At 62.1% G+C, this 20212-nt stretch carries 18 protein-coding genes and 1 riboswitch; of the genes, 14 read left to right on the plus strand and 4 right to left on the minus strand.

Annotated elements, in window-relative coordinates:
• Window positions 1-19: 19 nt before the first annotated feature.
• The 11 genes from K0F86_RS14400 (at window position 20) to K0F86_RS14450 (ending at window position 10904) form a co-directional block, all read left to right on the plus strand.
• Window positions 20-2263 carry a PAS domain-containing hybrid sensor histidine kinase/response regulator gene (locus tag K0F86_RS14400; protein ID WP_219134998.1) on the plus strand — a complete coding sequence of 748 codons (2244 nt, stop codon included), beginning with the start codon at window positions 20-22 and terminating at the stop codon, window positions 2261-2263.
• Window positions 2264-2291: 28 nt separating this feature from the next.
• Complete coding sequence (locus tag K0F86_RS14405) at window positions 2292-3098, plus strand: response regulator (protein ID WP_219134999.1); 807 nt, start codon at window positions 2292-2294, stop codon at window positions 3096-3098.
• Window positions 3099-3137: 39 nt separating this feature from the next.
• The gene (locus K0F86_RS14410; protein WP_219135000.1) at window positions 3138-3392 is read left to right on the plus strand and encodes a hypothetical protein; all 255 of its coding nucleotides are present in this window, start codon (window positions 3138-3140) and stop codon (window positions 3390-3392) included.
• Window positions 3393-3475: 83 nt separating this feature from the next.
• Window positions 3476-3591: riboswitch (TPP riboswitch) on the plus strand.
• A gap of 79 nt (window positions 3592-3670) precedes the next feature.
• Window positions 3671-5584 carry a phosphomethylpyrimidine synthase ThiC gene (gene thiC / locus K0F86_RS14415; RefSeq protein WP_219135001.1) on the plus strand — a complete coding sequence of 638 codons (1914 nt, stop codon included), beginning with the start codon at window positions 3671-3673 and terminating at the stop codon, window positions 5582-5584.
• A 20-nt stretch (window positions 5585-5604) separates the two neighbouring features.
• Window positions 5605-5808 carry a sulfur carrier protein ThiS gene (thiS, locus tag K0F86_RS14420; protein ID WP_374197294.1) on the plus strand — a complete coding sequence of 68 codons (204 nt, stop codon included), beginning with the start codon at window positions 5605-5607 and terminating at the stop codon, window positions 5806-5808.
• A 15-nt stretch (window positions 5809-5823) separates the two neighbouring features.
• Window positions 5824-6618: a thiazole synthase gene (locus tag K0F86_RS14425; RefSeq protein ID WP_071079473.1), complete on the plus strand. Its 795-nt coding sequence runs from the start codon at window positions 5824-5826 to the stop codon at window positions 6616-6618.
• Window positions 6618-7382 carry a hydroxymethylpyrimidine/phosphomethylpyrimidine kinase gene (locus tag K0F86_RS14430; protein ID WP_219135145.1) on the plus strand — a complete coding sequence of 255 codons (765 nt, stop codon included), beginning with the start codon at window positions 6618-6620 and terminating at the stop codon, window positions 7380-7382. Before K0F86_RS14425 ends, K0F86_RS14430 begins: the two co-directional genes overlap by 1 nt.
• A 10-nt stretch (window positions 7383-7392) precedes the next feature.
• Window positions 7393-8016, plus strand: coding sequence for a thiamine phosphate synthase (thiE, locus tag K0F86_RS14435; protein WP_219135003.1), 624 nt, complete (start codon window positions 7393-7395; stop codon window positions 8014-8016).
• 78 nt (window positions 8017-8094) lie between these two features.
• The gene (locus K0F86_RS14440; protein WP_070222669.1) at window positions 8095-8727 is read left to right on the plus strand and encodes an ANTAR domain-containing response regulator; all 633 of its coding nucleotides are present in this window, start codon (window positions 8095-8097) and stop codon (window positions 8725-8727) included.
• Between the two features lie 26 nt (window positions 8728-8753).
• Window positions 8754-9860: an S-(hydroxymethyl)glutathione dehydrogenase/class III alcohol dehydrogenase gene (locus tag K0F86_RS14445; protein WP_070253806.1), complete on the plus strand. Its 1107-nt coding sequence runs from the start codon at window positions 8754-8756 to the stop codon at window positions 9858-9860.
• A gap of 189 nt (window positions 9861-10049) precedes the next feature.
• Window positions 10050-10904: a hypothetical protein gene (locus K0F86_RS14450; RefSeq protein ID WP_219135004.1), complete on the plus strand. Its 855-nt coding sequence runs from the start codon at window positions 10050-10052 to the stop codon at window positions 10902-10904.
• Here the strand turns inward: K0F86_RS14450 and K0F86_RS14455 are convergent.
• Window positions 10901-11176 (minus strand): hypothetical protein, encoded by a 276-nt coding sequence (locus tag K0F86_RS14455; RefSeq protein ID WP_219135005.1) that lies wholly within the window; start codon window positions 11174-11176, stop codon window positions 10901-10903. The two genes, K0F86_RS14450 and K0F86_RS14455, sit on opposite strands and share 4 nt — an antisense overlap.
• A 109-nt stretch (window positions 11177-11285) precedes the next feature.
• On the opposite strand from K0F86_RS14455, the gene K0F86_RS14460 reads away from it, so the two are divergent.
• Entirely contained in the window at window positions 11286-13595 is a 2310-nt protein-coding gene (locus K0F86_RS14460) for a UvrD-helicase domain-containing protein (protein ID WP_219135006.1), read from the plus strand.
• A 198-nt stretch (window positions 13596-13793) separates the two neighbouring features.
• On the opposite strand, the gene K0F86_RS14465 is transcribed toward K0F86_RS14460, so the two are convergent.
• The 3 genes from K0F86_RS14465 to K0F86_RS14475 all read right to left on the minus strand — a co-directional run bounded on the left by K0F86_RS14465 (window position 13794) and on the right by K0F86_RS14475 (window position 16025).
• Window positions 13794-14585, minus strand: a complete 792-nt coding sequence (locus tag K0F86_RS14465; RefSeq protein WP_219135007.1) for a BPSS1780 family membrane protein — start codon at window positions 14583-14585, stop codon at window positions 13794-13796.
• Between the two features lie 2 nt (window positions 14586-14587).
• Window positions 14588-15544 carry a homoserine kinase gene (locus tag K0F86_RS14470; RefSeq protein WP_219135008.1) on the minus strand — a complete coding sequence of 319 codons (957 nt, stop codon included), beginning with the start codon at window positions 15542-15544 and terminating at the stop codon, window positions 14588-14590.
• Window positions 15545-15629: 85 nt separating this feature from the next.
• A complete protein-coding gene (locus K0F86_RS14475) occupies window positions 15630-16025 on the minus strand; it encodes a hypothetical protein (RefSeq protein WP_219135009.1) in 396 nt (131 codons plus the stop codon).
• 292 nt (window positions 16026-16317) lie between these two features.
• Between K0F86_RS14475 and polA the strand changes: the two genes are divergently transcribed.
• Entirely contained in the window at window positions 16318-19068 is a 2751-nt protein-coding gene (gene polA / locus K0F86_RS14480; RefSeq protein WP_219135010.1) for a DNA polymerase I, read from the plus strand.
• Window positions 19069-19207: 139 nt separating this feature from the next.
• Window positions 19208-20092, plus strand: a complete 885-nt coding sequence (locus tag K0F86_RS14485) for a dienelactone hydrolase family protein (RefSeq protein ID WP_219135011.1) — start codon at window positions 19208-19210, stop codon at window positions 20090-20092.
• Window positions 20093-20212: the final 120 nt, after the last annotated feature.

Below are 20212 nucleotides of genomic sequence, written 5' to 3' on the forward strand. Positions count from 1 at the left end.
TCACAGCCCAGGCTACCTCATGCAATCTGTTGAAAACATTCCTCCGCGCGCACCGTCGCGCTGGCCCATGGCACTGGCGTTTTCATTCAGCGCCATCGTGCTGCTGGCCATCGGCGTGCTGGCCTGGCGCGCGCCGTTCGAGACGGCCTGCGTGATTGACTCGCTGGTCTTCCTGTTGCTGATGCTGCTCGTGGCGCTGTACCGGCGCACGGTGTCGGCCAGCCTGCCGCGCCAGTTGCTCAAGGCGGGCGCCTTGCAGGACGCGATTTTCAATAGCGCCAATTTCTCGTGCATCGCCACCGATGCACAGGGCGTGATCCAGATTTTCAACGTGGGCGCCGAACGCATGCTCGGCTACGAAGCGAGCGATGTGGTCGACAAGCTGACCCCGGCCGGCATTTCCGACGCGCAAGAAATCATCGCGCGCGCCGCCGCCCTCAGCGCCGAACTCGACACCGTCATCACGCCCGGCGTGGAAGCGCTGGTGTTCAAGGCCACGCGCGGCATCGAAGACATCTACGAATTGACGTATATCCGCAAGGATGGCAGCCGCTTCCCCGCCATGGTCTCCGTGACGGCCCTGCGCGACGCGCAGAGCAAGGTCATCGGTTACTTGCTGATCGGCACCGACAACACGGCGCGCAAGCAGGTCGAGGCGGAACAGGCGCTGCTGGACCAGCGCTTGCGCGAGCAGCAGTTCTACACGCGTTCGCTGATCGAGTCGAATATCGACGCGCTGATGACGACGGATCCGCGCGGCATCATCAGCGACGTCAACCAGCAGATGGAAGCGCTGACCGGTTGCACGCGCGACGAACTGATCGGCGCACCGTGCAAGAATTATTTTACGGAACCGGAACGGGCCGAGGAAGCCATCGCGCGCGTGTTGCGTGAAGGCAAGTTGACCAATTACGAGCTGACGGCCCTGGCGCGCGACGGCAAGCAGACGGTGGTGTCGTACAACGCCTCGACCTTCCACGACCGCGACCGCAAGCTGCAGGGCGTGTTTGCCGCCGCCCGCGACGTGACGGAACGCAAGCAGTTCGAGCAAGCCTTGCAAGACACGAATATCGAAATGGAAAAGGCCCGCCAGGCGGCGGAAAAAGCGAATCTGGCCAAGTCCGAGTTTCTGTCGAGCATGAGCCATGAGTTGCGCACGCCCTTGAATGCCGTGCTGGGCTTTGCCCAGCTGATGGCGTCCGAGACGCCGGCACCGAGCTTGCCGCAGCAGCGCTCGATCGACCAGATCCTCAAGGGCGGCTGGTATCTCTTGCGTTTGATCAATGAAATCCTCGACCTGGCCATGATCGAGTCGGGCAAGGTCACCATGTCGGAAGAGGCGATGTCCTTGCTCGACGTGTTGCAGGATTGCCAGGCGATGATCGCGCCGCAGGCGGAAAAACGCGGCATCAGCATGCATTTCCCCCGCTGCGGCAAGGCTTTCTATGTGCATGCCGACCGCACGCGCGTGAAACAGGTGATGATCAACCTGTTGTCGAACGCCATCAAATACAACCAGAGCGGCGGCAGCGTGAAGGTCGAATGCACGCGCCATGCCGACCGCGTGCGCGCCAGCGTCACCGACAGCGGCGCCGGCCTGAATGCCGAACAGATGAGTCAGTTGTTCCAGCCCTTCAACCGCCTGGGTCAGGAAAGCAGCACGGAAGAGGGCACGGGCATCGGCCTGGTCGTCACCAAGCAGTTGGTCGAACTGATGGGCGGCACCATCGGCGTCGACAGCACGGTGGGCGTGGGCACCACCTTCTGGGTGGAATTCAAGGCGTCGCGCGCGCCCGAACTGCACCTGGAAGAGGGCGTAGCCTTGCCCGTGGTGGAGGAAGACCAGGAAAGCCAGCGCACCTTGCTGTACGTGGAAGACAATCCCGCCAACCTGGCGCTGGTGGAGCAATTGATCGCCCGCCGCAGCGACTTGAAACTGCTGACGGCCATCGATGCGCACCTGGGCATCGATCTGGCGCGCACCTACCAGCCGGACGTGATCTTGATGGATATCAATCTACCCGGCATCAGCGGCTATGGCGCCCTGAATATCCTGCATGATGATCCCCTCACCAGCCACATTCCCGTCATGGCCCTGTCCGCCAACGCCGTGCCACGCGACATCGAGAAGGGCCTGGAAGCGGGCTTCTTCCGCTATCTGACCAAGCCCATCAAGGTCGTCGAATTCATGGATGCGCTCGACGTGGCCCTGCACCATGCGGCCTCGCACGGCCTGGCCGACGACACTCACACAGTACGCTAATTCAGCATTTAATTTTAGGAATACCGCCATGCTTCAAGCCACCGAGATCCTGAACGCCAGCATCCTCATCGTCGATGACCAGGAGGCCAACGTCATGCTGCTCGAACAGGTGCTGCGTAATGCAGGCTACACGCACATCACCTCCACCATGGACCCGCAAGCCGTGCGCGCGCTGCACCAGCAGCACCGCTACGACCTGATCCTGCTCGACTTGCAGATGCCGGAAATGGATGGCTTCGAAGTCATGGAAGGCTTGCGCGACATCGAGGCGGGCAGCTATCTGCCCGTGCTGGTGATCACGGCCCAGCCCGGCCACAAGCTGCGCGCGCTGCAAGCGGGCGCCAAGGACTTCGTCAGCAAGCCTTTCGACCTGGTGGAAGTCAAAACGCGCATCCACAACATGCTGGAAGTGCGCCTGCTGTACCAGAAACTGGCCGAATACAACAAGTCGCTGGAACAGATGGTGGAAGAGCGTACGGCGGAGTTGCGCGAAAGCGAAGCGCGCTTCCAGCGCTTCACGGAACTGTCGTCCGACTGGTACTGGGAACAGGATGCGCAGGGCAACCTGACGCGCTTTTCCGGTCCCGTGGCTGAAATGCTGGGCATCGGCAGCGAAGAAGAGCCGCAGCGCTGGAACGCCACCGAACGCGCCTTGCTCGACGCCAAGATCGCCGCGCGCGAACCGTTCCTCGATTTCATCTACAGCCGCGCCAACCTGGACGGCAGCACGCAGTACCTGCAGGTCAGCGGCGAACCGATGTTCGACAATGGCAGCCGCTTTATCGGCTACCGCGGCATCGGCCTCGATGTCACGGAGCGCTTGCGGGGAGCGTGATTTATACTTGGTGTCATCGACATCGACAAGGAATGCATCATGGCTGATAAATCTCCCTCCTACTGGTTTCCCGCCAAGACCTATGGCTGGGGCTGGGGCTTGCCCATCACCTGGCAAGGCTGGCTGGTGTTTCTGGCCGCGCTGGTGCTGTTCGCCTGCGGCGCCTTCCTGTTCCCGCCGCAAACCATGTTCGTCGGCTACATCGTGTATGAAGTGGCTGTCGTCGCCGCGCTCATTTTCATCTGCCTGCTGAAGGGCGAACCGACCGCCTGGCGCTGGGGCAAGAAGAAGTAGGTCGATGCACAAAGACTACACCTGCAAGAAATCATCTGGCCGCGCGGCGTGAACCGCGTATAATTGGCTCGCTGCCGCAAGGCGGCAAACGCTAGGGGTCCTGCCTTTCGCTGTGGAAACACAGTGCAAGCGCGGGTGAGAAATACCCTCCGAACCTGATCTGGATAATGCCAGCGAAGGGAAGCTTTAGGATGAACGCACCCCGCCTTTCCGCGTGCGCGCAGCCGAACCTCCTTAGCTGGCTCCAGGCTTAAAAATAGTCTAGCCAAGGAGCCAAAATGAACGCCAACCCGAAATTCCTCTCCGCCACCGCCACGGTCGACGCAGCCGCCATCGCGCCGCTGCCCAATTCGCGCAAGATCTACGTCGAAGGCAGCCGCCCCGACATTCGCGTGCCCATGCGCGAAATCAGCCAGTCCGACACGGAAGCGTCGTTCGGCGGCGAAAAGAATCCGCCGATCTACGTCTACGACACCTCCGGCCCCTACACGGACCCGGACGTGCAGATCGACATCCGCTCGGGCCTCGATACGCCGCGCCTGCCGTGGATCATGGAGCGGGCCGACACGGAAGAATTGCCCGGCCCCACCTCCGACTACGGCATCGCCCGCCTGGCGGACCCGAAACTGGCCGAGCTGCGTTTCAACTTGCACCGCAAGCCGCGCCGCGCCATCGCCGGCAAGAACGTGACGCAAATGCACTATGCGCGCCGTGGGCTGATCACGCCGGAAATGGAATTCGTCGCCATCCGCGAAAACATGCGCCGCCAGGAGTATTTGCGCGAACTGCAAGCCTCCGGTCCCATGGGCGAACGCCTGGCCGACCTGATGGGCCGCCAGCATCCGGGCCAGTCGTTCGGCGCCAGCATCCCGGCCGAAATCACGCCGGAATTCGTGCGCGAGGAAATCGCCCGCGGCCGCGCCATCATTCCCGCCAACATCAACCACCCGGAAGTGGAACCGATGATCATCGGCCGCAATTTCCTGGTGAAAATCAACGCCAACATCGGCAATTCGGCCGTCACCTCGTCGATCGGCGAGGAAGTGGAAAAGATGACCTGGGCCATCCGCTGGGGCGGCGATAACGTGATGGACTTGTCCACCGGCAAGCATATCCATGAAACGCGCGAATGGATCGTGCGCAACAGCCCCGTGCCCATCGGCACCGTGCCCATCTACCAGGCGCTGGAAAAGGTCAATGGCAAGGCCGAAGATTTAACTTGGGAAATCTTCCGCGACACCCTCATCGAGCAGGCGGAGCAGGGCGTCGACTATTTCACCATCCACGCAGGCGTGCTGCTGCGCTATGTGCCGATGACGGCCAAGCGCCTGACGGGCATCGTCTCGCGCGGCGGCTCCATCATGGCGAAATGGTGTCTGGCGCACCATCAGGAATCGTTCCTGTACACGCATTTCGAAGACATCTGCGAAATCATGAAGGCGTACGACGTGTCGTTCTCGCTGGGCGACGGCCTGCGCCCCGGCTCCATCTACGACGCCAATGACGAGGCACAGCTGGGCGAACTGAAAACCCTGGGCGAGCTGACGCAGGTTGCATGGAAGCACGATGTACAGGTGATGATCGAAGGTCCGGGCCACGTGCCGATGCAACTGATCAAGGAAAACATGGACTTGCAGCTGGAGCAGTGCGGCGAGGCGCCGTTCTACACGCTGGGACCATTGACCACCGATATCGCGCCCGGCTACGACCACATCACCTCGGGCATCGGCGCGGCCATGATCGGCTGGTATGGCACGGCCATGCTGTGCTACGTGACGCCGAAGGAACACCTGGGCCTGCCCAACAAGGCGGATGTGAAGGACGGCATCATCACCTACAAGATCGCGGCGCATGCGGCCGACCTTGCCAAGGGCCATCCGGGCGCGCAGATCCGCGATAACGCCCTGTCGAAAGCCCGTTTCGAATTCCGCTGGGACGACCAGTTCAACATCGGCCTGGACCCGGACAAGGCGCGCGAATTCCACGATGAAACCTTGCCCAAGGATTCGGCCAAGGTGGCGCATTTCTGCTCCATGTGCGGCCCCCATTTCTGCTCGATGAAGATCACGCAGGAAGTGCGCGAATACGCGGCCGGCATGGGCATCGCGGAAGACCAGGCGCTCAAGCAGGGGATGGAGGTGAAAGCCATCGAATTCGTCAAGAACGGCGCCGAGCTGTACCGCAAGGTCTGAAGGAGAGCGTGATGCCTGCATTGATATCCATCACGCTCAACGGCGCGCCGCACCAGGTGCCGCCGGGACAGACACTCGATCAATTGATTGCCGCGCTGGCGCTGGAAAACCAGGCGCTGGCGCTGGCCGTCAACCGCAACGTCGTGCCGCGCAAGGCGTGGCCGGGCAAGACCTTGCAAAGCCAGGATCAAGTGGAAATAGTCCGCGCCATCGGCGGCGGCTAGACTAAGGAAAAAGCAATGACAAGTAATAACAACGACGACCTGCTGACCATCGCAGGCAAACAGTATCAATCGCGCTTGCTGGTGGGCAGCGGCAAGTACAAGGATTTGCCGCAGACGCGCGAGGCGACGGACGCGGCCGAGGCGCAAATCATCACGGTGGCCATCCGGCGCGTGAATATCGGGCAAGACCCGAACGCGCCCAGCCTGCTCGACTTCGTGCCGCCGGACCAGTACACGATTTTGCCGAACACGGCCGGCTGCTACAACGCGAAAGACGCCGTCTATACCCTGCAACTGGCGCGCGAACTGCTGGGCGGGCGCAATCTGGTGAAGCTCGAAGTACTGGGCGACGAAAAGACCCTGTTTCCGCACATGCCGGAAACGTTGATTGCGGCCGAAGCGCTGGTCAAGGACGGTTTTGACGTGATGGTTTACTGCAGCGACGACCCCATCCAGGCGAAGATTCTGGAAGACATCGGTTGCGTGGCCGTCATGCCGCTGGCCTCCCTGATCGGCTCGGGCATGGGCATTTTGAATCCGTGGAATCTGTCGCTGATCATCGACCAGGCGAAAGTGCCCGTGCTCGTCGATGCTGGCGTGGGCACGGCGTCGGATGCGGCCATCGCCATGGAACTCGGTTGCGATGGCGTGCTGATGAATACGGCGATTGCCGGCGCGCGCGACCCCGTGCGCATGGCCCGCGCGATGAAGCTGGCCGTGCGGGCCGGGCGCGAAGCGTTTCTGGCGGGACGCATGCCGCGTAAATTTGCTGCGTCGCCGTCGTCGCCGATGGCGGGCCGCCTGGCGTGATGGTGCCAACGTTGCCGACGGTGCTGGTGTTTGCCGGCGCCGATCCTTCGGGCGGCGCCGGCATCGCCGCCGATATTGTCGCCATTGCGGCGCAGGGCGCGCATGCGCTGCCCGTCATCACGGCGCTGACGGTGCAGGACAATGACCGCGTGTTTGCTGTCGAGCCTGTGGCGCCGGCATTGCTGCGCCGGCAGGCGCAGGCGCTGATCGACCAGATGGCGATTCATGCCGTGAAAATCGGCATCCCCGGCAGCGCCGCGAATGCGGCCGTCATCGCGCAACTGATCGCGCAATTGCGGCAGGCCCGCCCAAGCTTGCCTGTCGTGCTCGATCCCGTGCTGGCCAGCGGCCATGGCGACGTGCTCAGCCGGGACGACGCCGTGCTGGCGCTGGCGCCCTTGCTGCCGCTGACGACCGTGATCGTACCGAACGGGCCGGAAGCGCTGGCCCTCGGTGGCGCAGAAAACCTGCGCGCGCGAGGCTGCCAGCACGTGCTGGTGACGGGCGGCCATGGCGAAGGCGAGGTGATCATCAACCGCTGGTTTGACGCCGGTGGCGGCGAGCGCGAGTGGCGCTGGCCCCGTCTTCCCGGCGAATTCCACGGCAGCGGCTGTACCCTGGCCTCCGCCATCGCGGCGCGCCTGGCGTTGGGACAGGCGCTGCCCGAAGCGCTGGATCTGGCGCAAAGCTATTGCCATGCGGCCCTGGCCGGCGCGTATGCGATTGCGCCAGGTCAACTCATGCCGCAACGATTTTTTACATAAGGAAAACATCATGCGTGGACTGTATCTGGTCACCCCGAACTGGGATGACACCGACCGCCTGCTCGACGTGAGCGAGCAAGCCCTGCAGGAAGGCGTGGCGCTGCTGCAATATCGCCACAAGAGCGCCGAGGCACAGCAGCGGCGCGAGCAGGCGGGCGCCTTGCTGGCGCTGGCCCGCAAGTATGGCGTGCCCTTCATCATCAATGACTTTATCGAACTGTGCGAAGAACTGGACGCGGACGGCGTGCACGTGGGTGGCACGGATGCGTCCGTCGCGCAGGTGCGCGCGCGCTTGGGCAAGGACAAGATCGTCGGCGCTTCCTGCTATGGCGACATGGCCCTGGCACGGACGGCCGAGGCGGGCGGCGCCAGCTATGTGGCCTTCGGCGGTTTTTATCCGTCGTTGGTGAAAAAGTACCCGGTGACCACGCCCCTCGATATCGTGCTGCAAGCGAAACGCGAGATCGCCTTGCCGTGCGTGGTGATCGGCGGCATGACGCCGGACAACGCGGCACCGCTGGTCGCGCGCGGCGCCGATATGGTGGCGGCCATCAGCAGCGTATTTGGCAAGGACTACCAAGCAGATGATGTGGATATCGCGGTGCAGCAATTCAATCACTTGTTTGCGGCATGAACACGGGCAGGGAGGGCTGATTTGAGGGAATAATCGGCATATAATAAGAGCATCATTCATTACCGAGGTCCCCCACCCATGAGCCAGCCAGCCGCCGCGAAACGCCTTATCCTGATCGTTGACGATGACCAGCTCCTGTTGGAATTCCTCGGCGAAGTCCTGCGCCATGCCGGCTACGAGACGGCCCTGGCCAATTCGGCCGAAGTGGCGCTGCAGCTGGTCGCCCAGCGCGAGCCGGACCTGGCCTTGCTCGACATCCACATGCCGGGCATGTCCGGCCTGGAACTGGCCAAGCGCCTGCATGGCGAGACGGGCGTGCCGTTCATGTTCCTGTCCGGCAGCGGCGACAGTGAATCGGGCAAGCAGGCAGCCGCCTACGGCGCCGTCGGCTATGTCGTCAAACCCGTTGATGAAGGCCGCTTGATGCCCGCGTTCGAAGCGGGCCTGGCGCGTGCCGACGAGATCCGCCAGCTGCGGCGCACCGAGCTGAACCTGAACGCGGCGCTGGCCGCCGGGCGCGAAACGAGTTTGGCCGTTGGCTTGCTGATGGGCAAGTTCCAGACGGACCGCAACACGGCCTTCGAGGTCCTGCGCGACCACGCCCGCTCCAGCCGCCGCAAGATCAATGAAATCGCCAGCCAGCTGCTGCTGGCCGAGGAAACCCTGAACGGCTTGCACGGCGCTTTCCTCAACCGCGCGAAAACCAAGTAAGCGTTTCAACCATACACAGGACATACATGAAAACCAAAGCAGCGATTGCATGGAAGGCGGGCGCGCCTTTGACCATCGAAGAAGTCGATCTGGCCGGCCCGCGCGAGGGCGAGGTACTGGTCGAAATCAAGGCCACCGGCATTTGCCACACCGATTACTACACCCTGTCGGGCGCCGACCCGGAAGGCATCTTTCCGTCCATCCTCGGCCATGAAGGCGCCGGCATCGTCGTCGATGTGGGCCCTGGCGTGAAAAGCCTGAAAAAGGATGACCACGTCATTCCCCTGTACACGCCGGAATGCCGCCAGTGCAAATTCTGCCTGTCGCAAAAGACGAACCTGTGCCAGTCGATCCGCTCGACGCAGGGCCGCGGCCTGATGCCGGACGCGACCTCGCGCTTTTCCATCGACGGCAAGCCCATCTTCCACTACATGGGCACGTCCACTTTCTCGAACTACATCGTCGTGCCGGAAATTGCCCTGGCCAAGATCCGCGAAGACGCGCCGTTCGACAAAGTCTGCTACATCGGTTGCGGCGTGACGACGGGCGTGGGCGCCGTGCTGTTCACGGCCAAGGTCGAGGCGGGCGCGAACGTGGTCGTGTTCGGCCTGGGCGGCATCGGCCTGAACGTGATCCAGGCGGCCAAGATGGTCGGCGCAGATAAAATCATCGGCGTCGACATCAACCCCGCGCGTCAGGCCATCGCGCGCAAGTTCGGCATGACGCATTTTGTCAACGCCAACGAAGTGGAAAACGTGGTCGATACCATCGTGCAGCTGACGGACGGCGGCGCCGACTATTCATTTGAATGCATCGGCAACACCACCACCATGCGCCAGTCGCTCGAGTGCTGCCACAAGGGCTGGGGCCAGTCCATCATCATCGGCGTGGCGGCGGCCGGCCAGGAAATCTCCACGCGTCCATTCCAGCTGGTGACGGGGCGCGTATGGAAGGGTTCCGCCTTCGGCGGCGCGCGCGGCCGCACGGACGTGCCGAAGATCGTCGACTGGTATATGGAAGGCAAGCTCAATATCGACGATTTGATCACGCACCGTTTGAAACTGGAAGATATCAACCAGGGTTTCGACTTGATGAAGAGCGGCGAATCGATCCGCTCCGTCGTGCTGTATTAATGAATTGAAATACGCCGTACCACGGCGTTTTTGCGGAGGCTGCGGCCTCCGTTTTTTTTTGCCCCGCTTCCATCCATCGTCTATGCTTGCCGTCCAGGCAGGGTTTTTTGCGGCCTGTCGCAGCGCGCTGGAGGCCAGGTTCACTTGCCGCTACAGTCAACGCTCCACTACTTTTGCGACGAGGCAGCCATGTCCATTTCCCACCGTTTGATCCTCAGCCTGGCCGGTATCGTGCTTGGCGGCAGCGCGCTGGCCGTGCAGCCGCCGCAGCCGACCGCGCCACCGGCCCCGCCCGCGCCGCCCAGCAAGCAAATCAATATTTCCATGGGCAGCGGCGATGGCTATGCGCTCGTCGACAGCAGCGAGGATAGCGTCACCATGGCCGGCACCGATGTCGATGGCCAGCAGATCAAGCAGCTGCAGCGCTCGCTCAAGGGGCAGTTCTTGTGGTTCCGCGACCAGGGCAAGGGCTATGTGACGCAGGACGCCGCGCTGCTGGCCCGCGTGCGCGACGCCTGGAAGCCGTCGCAAGATCTGGGTTTTCAGATGAGCGGCCTGGGCAAGCAGATGAGCGAGCATGGCAAGGCGATGGGCGAACTGGGCAGCAAGATGGGCGCCCATGGCGCGGCGCAGGCGAACGTCGGTGCGCGCGATGTGGCGCAACTGCAGGCGCTGGGGCGCCAGCAGCAGGAACTGGGCCGCAAGATGGGCGAGGCGGCACGCCGCCAGGCGCAGGCGACCACGGAGACGGCGCGCCGCGCGGCCGGACGCGAGGTGGAACGCCTGCAGCAGCAGATGGAAGATGCGCAGGACGCCATGGAAGAGGTCAACGACCGCATTGCCGCCGCGCAAGAACGCGAGGCGGACAAGGTGGATGTGCTGTCGCGCCAGATGGATCAGCGCGGCAAGCCGATGGAAACGCTGGGCAAGCAAATGGAAGCGCTGGGACGCCAGCAGGAAAAGGCGACAAAAGCCGCCGACAAGACCACGCGCCAGGTGATCGCCCAGGCGCTCAGCGAAGGCAAGGCCAAGCTGGTGCGCTAGATTTGGTTCCAGGCGGCCGCCACGGCCCGGTATTGCGCCGGCAGCTGCCCCCTGGCCTCGTCCGCGCTGGCATACACCTCATCCTGCACGGTTTCCCAGCGAGAGTCGCAGCTGAAACGGTACACGCGCGCCTCGTCGCCGTAGCGGCATACGGCCAGGCCGTGGATGGCGATGGGGGCGGCGCCGTGCTCGTCGGCGACATGGCCGAACGGCAGGTCGGACCAGGCCCAGGCCAGTACGCGGGCGCCGTCGAGGTGGGTGGGTGGTGTCATGGGATACAGGCCGCTGTGTGGGGACGCCGATTGTAGCGCGCACATGGAAAACTGGCGCGACCGCTGGACAAATGCACAGTATTTTTAGCCATGCCGGTATAATCACGGGATGCAAAATCTTCTTCACAACCTCAATCCCGAACAATACGCCGCCGTCACCTTGCCGGCCCAGCATGCGCTGATCCTGGCGGGCGCCGGTTCGGGCAAGACCCGCGTGCTGACCACCCGCATCGCGTGGCTGATCCAGACCCAGCAGGTATCGCCGCCCGGCATCCTGGCCGTGACGTTTACCAATAAAGCCGCCAAGGAAATGCTCACGCGCCTGTCGGCCATGCTGCCAATCAACACGCGCGGCATGTGGATCGGCACCTTCCACGGCCTGTGCAACCGCTTGCTGCGCACGCATTACCGCGACGCGGCCTTGCCGCAGACATTCCAGATCCTCGATTCGCAGGATCAGTTGTCCGTGATCAAGCGCTTGTTGAAGGCGAACAATATCGATGATGAGAAATTCCCGCCGAAGACGGTGATGTATTTCATCAACAACGCCAAGGACCAGGGTTTGCGCGCCACGGATGTGGAAGCGTATGACGCGCACGAGCGCAAGATGGTCGAGCTGTACCAGCTGTACGACGACCAGTGCCAGCGCGAAGGCGTCGTCGATTTTGCCGAATTGCTGCTGCGCACGTACGAATTGCTGAGCCGCAACCAACCGCTGCGCGAACACTACCAGGCGCGCTTCCGCCACATTTTGGTGGACGAGTTCCAGGATACGAATAATCTGCAATACAACTGGTTGAAATTGCTGGCCGGCCACGGCAGCCGCGATGGCGGCGCCCTGTTTGCCGTGGGCGACGATGACCAGAGCATTTACGCCTTCCGCGGCGCGAATGTGGGCAACATGAGTGCCTTCGAGCACGAGTTCCAGGTGAAGAACTTGATCAAGCTGGAGCAGAACTACCGCTCGCACGGCCACATCCTCGACAGCGCCAACGTGTTGATCGCGAACAATAGCAAGCGCCTGGGCAAGAATCTGCGCACGGACGCGGGCCATGGCGAGCAGGTGCGCGTGTATGAAGCCAGTTCCGATTTGCAGGAAGCGCAGTGGATCATCGAAGAGGCAAAAAGCCTGATTGCCGATGGCGCCTCGCGCAGCGAAATCGCGATTCTGTACCGCTCGAATGCGCAGTCGCGCGTGATCGAACACGCGCTGTTCTCGGCCAGCATTCCGTACCACGTGTACGGCGGCCAGCGCTACTTCCAGCGCGCCGAGGTCAAGCACGCGATTGCCTATTTGCAATTGATGGACAATCCGCACAATGACTCCGCTTTCTTGCGCGTGGTCAATTTCCCCACGCGCGGCATCGGCATGCGCTCGATCGAGCAATTGCAGGCCGCGTCGGAACAGTACGGCATTTCGCTGTACGCGTCCGTGCCGTATGTGGCGGGCAAGGCGGGCAGCGTGCTGGCCGGCTTCGTCAAGCTGATCGAAGGCGTGCGTTTTGAGACGCAGCAATTGTCGCTGCCGGAAATGGTCAGAGTCGTGCTGGAAGCGAGTACCTTGCTGCAACACTATCAGAATGAAAAAGAAGGCGCCGACCGCATCGAAAACTTGGAGCAGATGGTCAGCGCGGCCAGCCAGTTCGTTTCCGAAGAAGGTTTCGGCCAGGCGGCACCGGCCCATCTGGGGCCAGCCGCCCAGGCCCAGTCGGGCGCGCCCGTCGTCAACCAGGATGGCATCGAAATTCTGGATGCCGATGCGCCGTTGCCGGCCGTCATGTCGCCGCTCTCCGCGTTTTTATCGCACGCGTCGCTGGAAGCGGGGGACAACCAGGCGCAGGCGGGCCAGGATGCGCTGCAGATGATGACCGTGCACTCGGCCAAGGGCCTGGAGTTCGACAACGTGTTCATTACCGGCCTGGAAGAGGGCTTGTTCCCGCACGAAAGCAGCTCGAAGGAAGACAATGGCGTGGAAGAGGAACGCCGGCTGATGTACGTGGCCATCACGCGCGCGCGCAAGCGGCTGTACATGAGCTTTGCGCAGACGCGCATGCTGCACGGCCAGACGCGCTACAACATGAAGTCGCGCTTCTTTGACGAGTTGCCGGAAGAAGCGCTGAAATGGCTGTCGCCGAAGGTGCAGGCGAACTGGTTCGGCAACCGCAAATCGGCCTGGGACGAGGCGCCCAAGGTGGCCAGCTTGGGTTCGGACAATGCGATTGCGCAAAAGATCGCGCAAAAAGCCACGGGCGGCGGCTGGCGCATCGGCGAATCGGTGGCGCACGCCAAGTTCGGCGAAGGCGTGATCGTCAATATCGAAGGCGGCGGCGGCAATGCGCGCGCGCAAATCAACTTCGGACAGCACGGCATGAAGGTGCTGGATCTGGGAATTGCCAAGCTGGAACGGCTGGGACGGTGATGTAGAACGCGGGATGGCTGACGATGGCGTCGGATTACGCCTTCGGCTAATCCGACCTACGCCTGGAACGGTGATCTGGTCTGGCGCGTAGGTCGGATTAGCGCAGCGTAATCCGACAACATTGTTGGCGTGCAAGGCATTCGATATATAAAAAGGGGCAGCCTGCGCAGGCTGCCCCTTTTTACATCTGACCGGCGATCACTCGCCGGCCTTGTCCAGCGACACCGTCTTGCCCTCATCGACGGGCACGCCGAAGATCTGGCGGTAGGCGGCGTAGAACGAGCAATGCATGATGATGGTGAGTATCATCGACAGCGGCATCATCAGCTGCATCATCAGCGGCGTGCGGCCAAAGATGACGGCCAGCAACTGGCTGGTGACGACGCTGATGGCGAACCAGGTGGAAGCGAAGACGATGAAGGCCGACAGCGAACGCCAGACGGCGAAAAAGCTGAAGAACAGCGCCTTGCCCAGGCTGACTTGCTGCCAGTAGATCAGCGGCGCGGCAAAGCAGAAGGCCATGGCGGCCGGCACATACAGCACGATGGCCAGCAGGATGCCCAGACCCAGGCGCGATTCGGGGATGGCGGCGCGCGCCGCTTCTTCCGTCAATTGCCCGGTGACCAGTTGCCACAGCAAGCCGTCGTCCACCAGGGTCGAGGCGCCGATGGCAACGATGGCCATCAGGATGTACAGCACGCCCAGGCCCAGCAGGGAAGGAAGCGCGGGCTTGCGGAAACCCGAGATCAACAGGCTGGGCAAGACGCGCTTGCCCTGGTCGATATTCAGGCAGCCTTGCACGAAGGCGATGGAAAACACGGGCACGAGGATGACGGGCAGCATTTGTCCCAGCACGGGCACGATGCTGACGGCCAGCATGCAGAACATATAGCCGAGAAACAGCATCGACATGCCGCCAGGTTGCTTGCGAAACAGGGAGAATCCCTGTTTCACCCATTGCCAACCTGTACTTGCAGGTAATTTTTCCATGTTTAAAACAGTTCCGGGGCAGGTGTGGCGATACGTTCGCGCAGAATGCGTTCGAAATGCGTGGGGTCGTGCGGGGTCAGCATTTCCGCTTCGCGCGGCTGGTAATAATCGTACAGGCGCGACAGCCAGAAGCGCAGCGCGGCGGCGCGCAGCATCGCTTGCCATGCCGTCTGTTCTTCGTGCGTGAACGGGCGCACGGCGCGGTAGGCATCGAGCAGGGCGCGCACTCTCGCCTTGTCGAGCACGCCCGTGGCCAGGTCCACGCACCAGTCGTTGACGGTGACGGCCACATCGAACAGCCAGGTGTCGCAGCCGGCAAAGTAAAAGTCGAAAAAGCCCGTCAGGCGCTCGCCGTCAAACATGACGTTGTTGCGGAACAAGTCGGCATGCACGGGACCGCGCGGGATGGCTTTATAGGTATCGCAGGCAGCAAAGGCGTCCTGGAAATGGATTTCAGCGCGCAGCAAATGCGCCTTGGCATCGTCGAGGTGGTGCAAGACCAGCGGCGTGGTGGCGTTCCACCACTGCAGTCCCCGCAAATTCGGCTGCTGCAGGGGGAAGTCCTGCGCCGCCAGGTGCATCTTCGCCAGCATGGCGCCGACAGCCGCGCAATGCACGGCTTGCGGCGCCATCTGCGAGCTACCGTCGAGTTTGCTGACGATGGCGGCCGGCTTGCCTTGCAGGGCCGTCACCAGCTGGCCATCCGCGTTGGCGATCGGCGCGGGCACCAGCACGCCCCGGTCCGCCAAATGGCGCATCAGTTGTAGATAGAACGGCAATTGCTCGAAGCTGAGGTTTTCAAAGATCGTCAGCACGTACTCGCCGCGCTCCGTGCTCAGGAAGAAATTGCTGTTTTCGATGCCGGACGCGATGCCCTTGAGCGCCAGAGGTTTGCCGAGTGGAAACTGCGTGATCCACTGGCCGATATCGTCCAGGTGTAGCGCGGTAAAAACTGCCATGGGAAAGGGAAGAATGGTCTAAAAGGTCAAAAAAAAAGCCGGCTGCCCCGCAAGTGGCCGGGGCAGGGCAGAAGAGAGTGGCTGCTTACTTCGCTGCTGCGGGCGGTGCTGGCGCGTCCGCTGCCTCTTCATCGCGTTGTTTCTGTTTCTTCTTGCCCAGATCAAATTCCAGCACTTTCCATTGCGGGCCGCGCAGGGCGTTGCCGTTGGCCTGGTCGGCGCCGGCGGCCGGTTTCATGTAATAGGTGCTGCCGCCGCTGGTGACTTTCACTTCGCTGGTGACACCCGCTTCGCGTTTTTCGGTAATCTGCTGCTTGGCGGGGGCCGGCGCCACGGTGATGGGCGCTTCGCCCATTTCCTCGATACGTTCGAGCTGTGGCGGCGCTTCGCTCGGTTTGGCCGGCGTCTGGGCGCTGGCAATGGCCGAACCTGCCAGCAGGGGCAGGGCGAGGAATGTCCAGAGTGTCGATGTACGCATCATGATGGGTTCGCTTCCATGTGTGGGACTGCAGCGCGTGCAGTGGTGTAATGCCGTCAATTTATCTATAAGGCATTGTAACAAACTGGTAGGCAATGCTGTTTAAATGAGGCGAAATGGCTGGCAGTGGCAGCCCGCGTGCCCGCACGGGGCCGCCAGAGTGGCAAAAACGGCAGGAACGAGACGCGTTGCGGCCGGTGGCGCGGGCCTAAACTCTGCGATAATTGGGCGAACTTCCACCCGCCCGCCGCTGTTTCTTCCCGGTTGGCGCGGCTCACCTTATTTTATTGGCATTATGCAAAACACCCTGCTGTTAGTCGACGGTTCCAGTTACCTTTATCGCGCCTTCCATGCGCTGCCCGACCTGCGCAGCCCGGACGGCTATCCCACGGGCGCCATGCACGGCATGGTCAACATGCTGCGCCGCCTGCGCGCCGATTATCCGGCCGCTTACATCGCCTGCGTGTTCGATGCCAAGGGTAAAACTTTCCGCGATGATATGTATCCCGAGTACAAGGCCACGCGCGCCTCGATGCCGGACGACCTGCGCTTGCAGATCGAACCCATCCACGAAGCCGTGCGCGCCATGGGCTGGCCCATTTTGATGGTCGACGGCGTGGAAGCCGATGACGTGATTGGCACCCTGGCCGTGCAGGCGGCCGCCGCCGGCATGAACGTGGTGGTGTCCACGGGCGACAAGGACCTGGCGCAGCTGGTCAACAGCCAGGTGACCCTGATCAATACCATGAGCAATGAAAAGCTCGACGAAGCGGCCGTGCTGGCCAAGTTCGGCGTGCCGCCGAACCGCATCATCGATTATCTGTCGCTGATCGGCGATACCGTGGACAACGTGCCGGGTGTATCGAAATGCGGCCCGAAGACGGCCGTCAAGTGGCTGACCTTGTATGACAGCCTGGAAGGCGTGATGGAAAACGCGGCCAAGGTGGGCGGCGCCGTGGGCGAACACCTGCGCACGGCCCTGCCATGGCTGCCGCAGGCGCGCGCCTTGATCACCGTCAAGACCGATTGCGATCTGTCGGGGCACATGACGACCATCGCCGACTCGCTGGTGGCGAAGCACGAAGACAAGGAAGCGCTGCTGGCCTTCTTCAACCGCTACGGCTTCAAGGCCCTGCTGCGCGAGCTGGGCGCGGCGCCGCCTTTGACGTCGCCAGTCGGCGCACCGGTAGCCACGACGAACACCACGGGCGACATGTTCGCCGATGCCACACCTAAGGTGGAAGCCGAGTATGAAACCGTGCTGACGGACGAACAGCTGGATAAATGGATTGCCCTGATCGATGCGGCGCCGTTGACGGCCGTGGATACGGAAACCACCTCGCTGGAACCGATGACGGCGCAAATGGTCGGCATTTCCCTCTCTGTGGCCGAGCACGCCGCCTGCTACATCCCGCTGGCGCACGACTACGCGGGTGCGCCAGATCAGCTGATGCGCGAACATGTGCTGGCGAAGTTGCGCCCGTGGCTCGAAGACGAGACTAAACCCAAGCTGGGGCAGAACCTGAAATATGACAGCCACATCTTCGCCAACCATGGCGTGGCCCTGCGCGGCATCGTCCACGATACCTTGCTTGAATCGTATGTGTTCGAGTCGCACAAGAAACACGACATGGACAGCCTGGCCCTGCGCCACCTGAATTACACGACGATCCCGTTCGAGGATGTGTGCGGCAAGGGCGCCAAGCAGATCACTTTTAATCAGGTGGAGGTGGAACAGGCGGCCAGGTATGCGGCCGAAGATGCCGACGTCACTTTGCGCTTGCACAATGCCATGTGGGGCAATGTGGCGAATGATGAAAAACTCACCTTCATCTATGAAAAGATCGAGATGCCGACGGCCGTGGTCCTGCAAAAGATCGAGCGCAACGGTGTGCTGATCGACGATGCATTGCTCAATATTCAGTCGGCCGAGTTGGCCATCAAAATCCTGGAGCTGGAAAAGAAGGCGTATGAACTGGCCGAGCAGCCGTTCAACCTGGGTTCGCCCAAGCAGATCGGCGAAATTTTCTTTGAAAAGTTGAAGTTGCCGGTAATTAAAAAAACCCCGACGGGCGCGCCCTCAACGGACGAGGAAGTGCTGCAAAAGCTGGCCGAGGATTATCCTCTGCCGAAAGTGCTGCTCGAATACCGGGGCATGGCCAAGCTGAAGTCGACCTACACGGATAAATTGCCGAAGATGATCAACGTCACCACGGGCAGGGTGCACACGAACTATGCGCAAGCCGTGGCCGTGACGGGCCGATTGGCGTCGAACGACCCGAACTTGCAGAATATCCCCATCCGCAGCGCGGAAGGCCGGCGCATCCGTGAAGCGTTCATCGCGCCGCCCGGCAGCCACATCGTTTCGGCCGACTATTCGCAGATCGAATTGCGCATCATGGCGCATATCTCGGGCGATGAAGCCATGCTGCGCGCATTTGCCGACGGCATCGACATTCACCGCGCCACAGCGGCCGAGATCTTTGGCGTGCCGGCTGCGGAAGTGCAGAGCGAGCAGCGCCGCTACGCCAAGGTCATCAACTTCGGTTTGATCTACGGCATGAGCGCGTTCGGCCTGGCCGGTAACCTGGGCGTGGACCGCACGGCCGCGCAAAGCTATATCGACCGCTACTTTGCCCGTTTCTCCGGCGTAAAACAGTATATGGAAGACACGCGCCAGCAAGCGAAGGCGCGCGGCTACGTGGAAACCGTGTTCGGCCGCCGTTTGTGGTTGCCGGAAATCAATTCGCCAAACGGCCCGCGCCGCCAGGGCGCGGAACGGGCCGCGATCAACGCGCCGATGCAGGGCACGGCCGCCGACCTGATCAAGCTGGCCATGATCGCCGTGCAAGGCTGGCTGGAAACGGACGGCTTGCAAACAAAAATGATCATGCAGGTGCACGATGAACTGGTGCTGGAAGTGCCGGACGCGGAGCTGGAACTGGTCAAGCGCAAGCTGCCGGAACTGATGGCGGGCGTGGCCGAGCTGAAAGTGCCGTTGACGGCCGAGGTAGGCGTAGGCAAGAACTGGGACGAAGCGCATTGATGCTGCGTCGGCTTACGCGGGGCATGCCCCGCTAAGCCGACCTACATGTTTACTTGAGTTACTTGAGCAATGACCGTAGGTCGGCTTAGCGCAGCGTAAGCCGACATTTTTTTGTCAACACACCTTTCAGGAGAAACGCATGAGCGACATGATCACCGATTGTGAAAGTTTGCTGGGCCAGAGCAGCTTGTCCGGGCCGGACGGCCGGCGTGGTTTCCTGAAGGTGGCGCTGGGCGCGGGCTTTGCCGTGGCCGTGCTGCCCGTGGCGGCGCAAAACGTCATCAAGACGGATTCCGCCGGGCTCGTCGCGGGCACCATGTCGGTGATGGTCGATGGCCAGGCCGTGCCCGTGTATGCGGCCCAGCCGGAGGGCAAGACGGGTTTGCCCGTCGTGTTGGTCATTTCGGAAATCTTTGGCGTGCATGAACATATCGCCGACATGGCGCGCCGCTTCGCCAAGCAGGGCTACCTGGCGCTGGCACCCGACCTGTTCGTGCGCCAGGGCGATCCCACCAAGGTCAGCAGTATTCCGGAACTCATGAAAGGCATCATCGCCAAGACGCCGGATGCGCAAGTGATGACGGACCTCGATGCGGTTGTTGCGTGGGCGAAACAGAATGGCGGCGACACGAGCCGCCTGGGCATCACGGGCTTTTGCTGGGGCGGGCGCATCACCTGGCTGTACGCGGCGCACAATCCGGCCGTCAAGGCGGGCGTGGCCTGGTATGGCCGCCTGGTGGGCGAAGCGACTGCCTTGCAGCCGAGCAACCCCATCGATATCGCCCCGACCTTGAAAGTCCCCGTGCTGGGCTTGTATGGCGGCAAGGATACGGGCATCACGCAGGAATCGATCGCGAAGATGAAGGAGGCGCTGGCCAAGGGCGGCAACCAATCCGAGTTTGTCGTGTATCCCGATGCCGGCCACGCCTTCAACGCCGATTACCGCCCCAGCTACGTGGCGGCCGATGCAAAAGACGGCTATGCGCGTTGTTTAGCCTGGTTCAAGACACACGGCGTGGCGTGAGCCACAACAGAAAATACCTGAATTTTCCGGAAATTGAACCGAAAGACGCACCGGGCTGTAATGCCCGCTGCGCGCCAATGCAGTACAATTGCATCTTCATCGCGCCACGCTGTCGCCAAA

Origin of the sequence: Janthinobacterium sp. UMAB-60 (genome assembly GCF_900095235.1) — a bacterium.
Classification (GTDB): domain Bacteria; phylum Pseudomonadota; class Gammaproteobacteria; order Burkholderiales; family Burkholderiaceae_D; genus Janthinobacterium.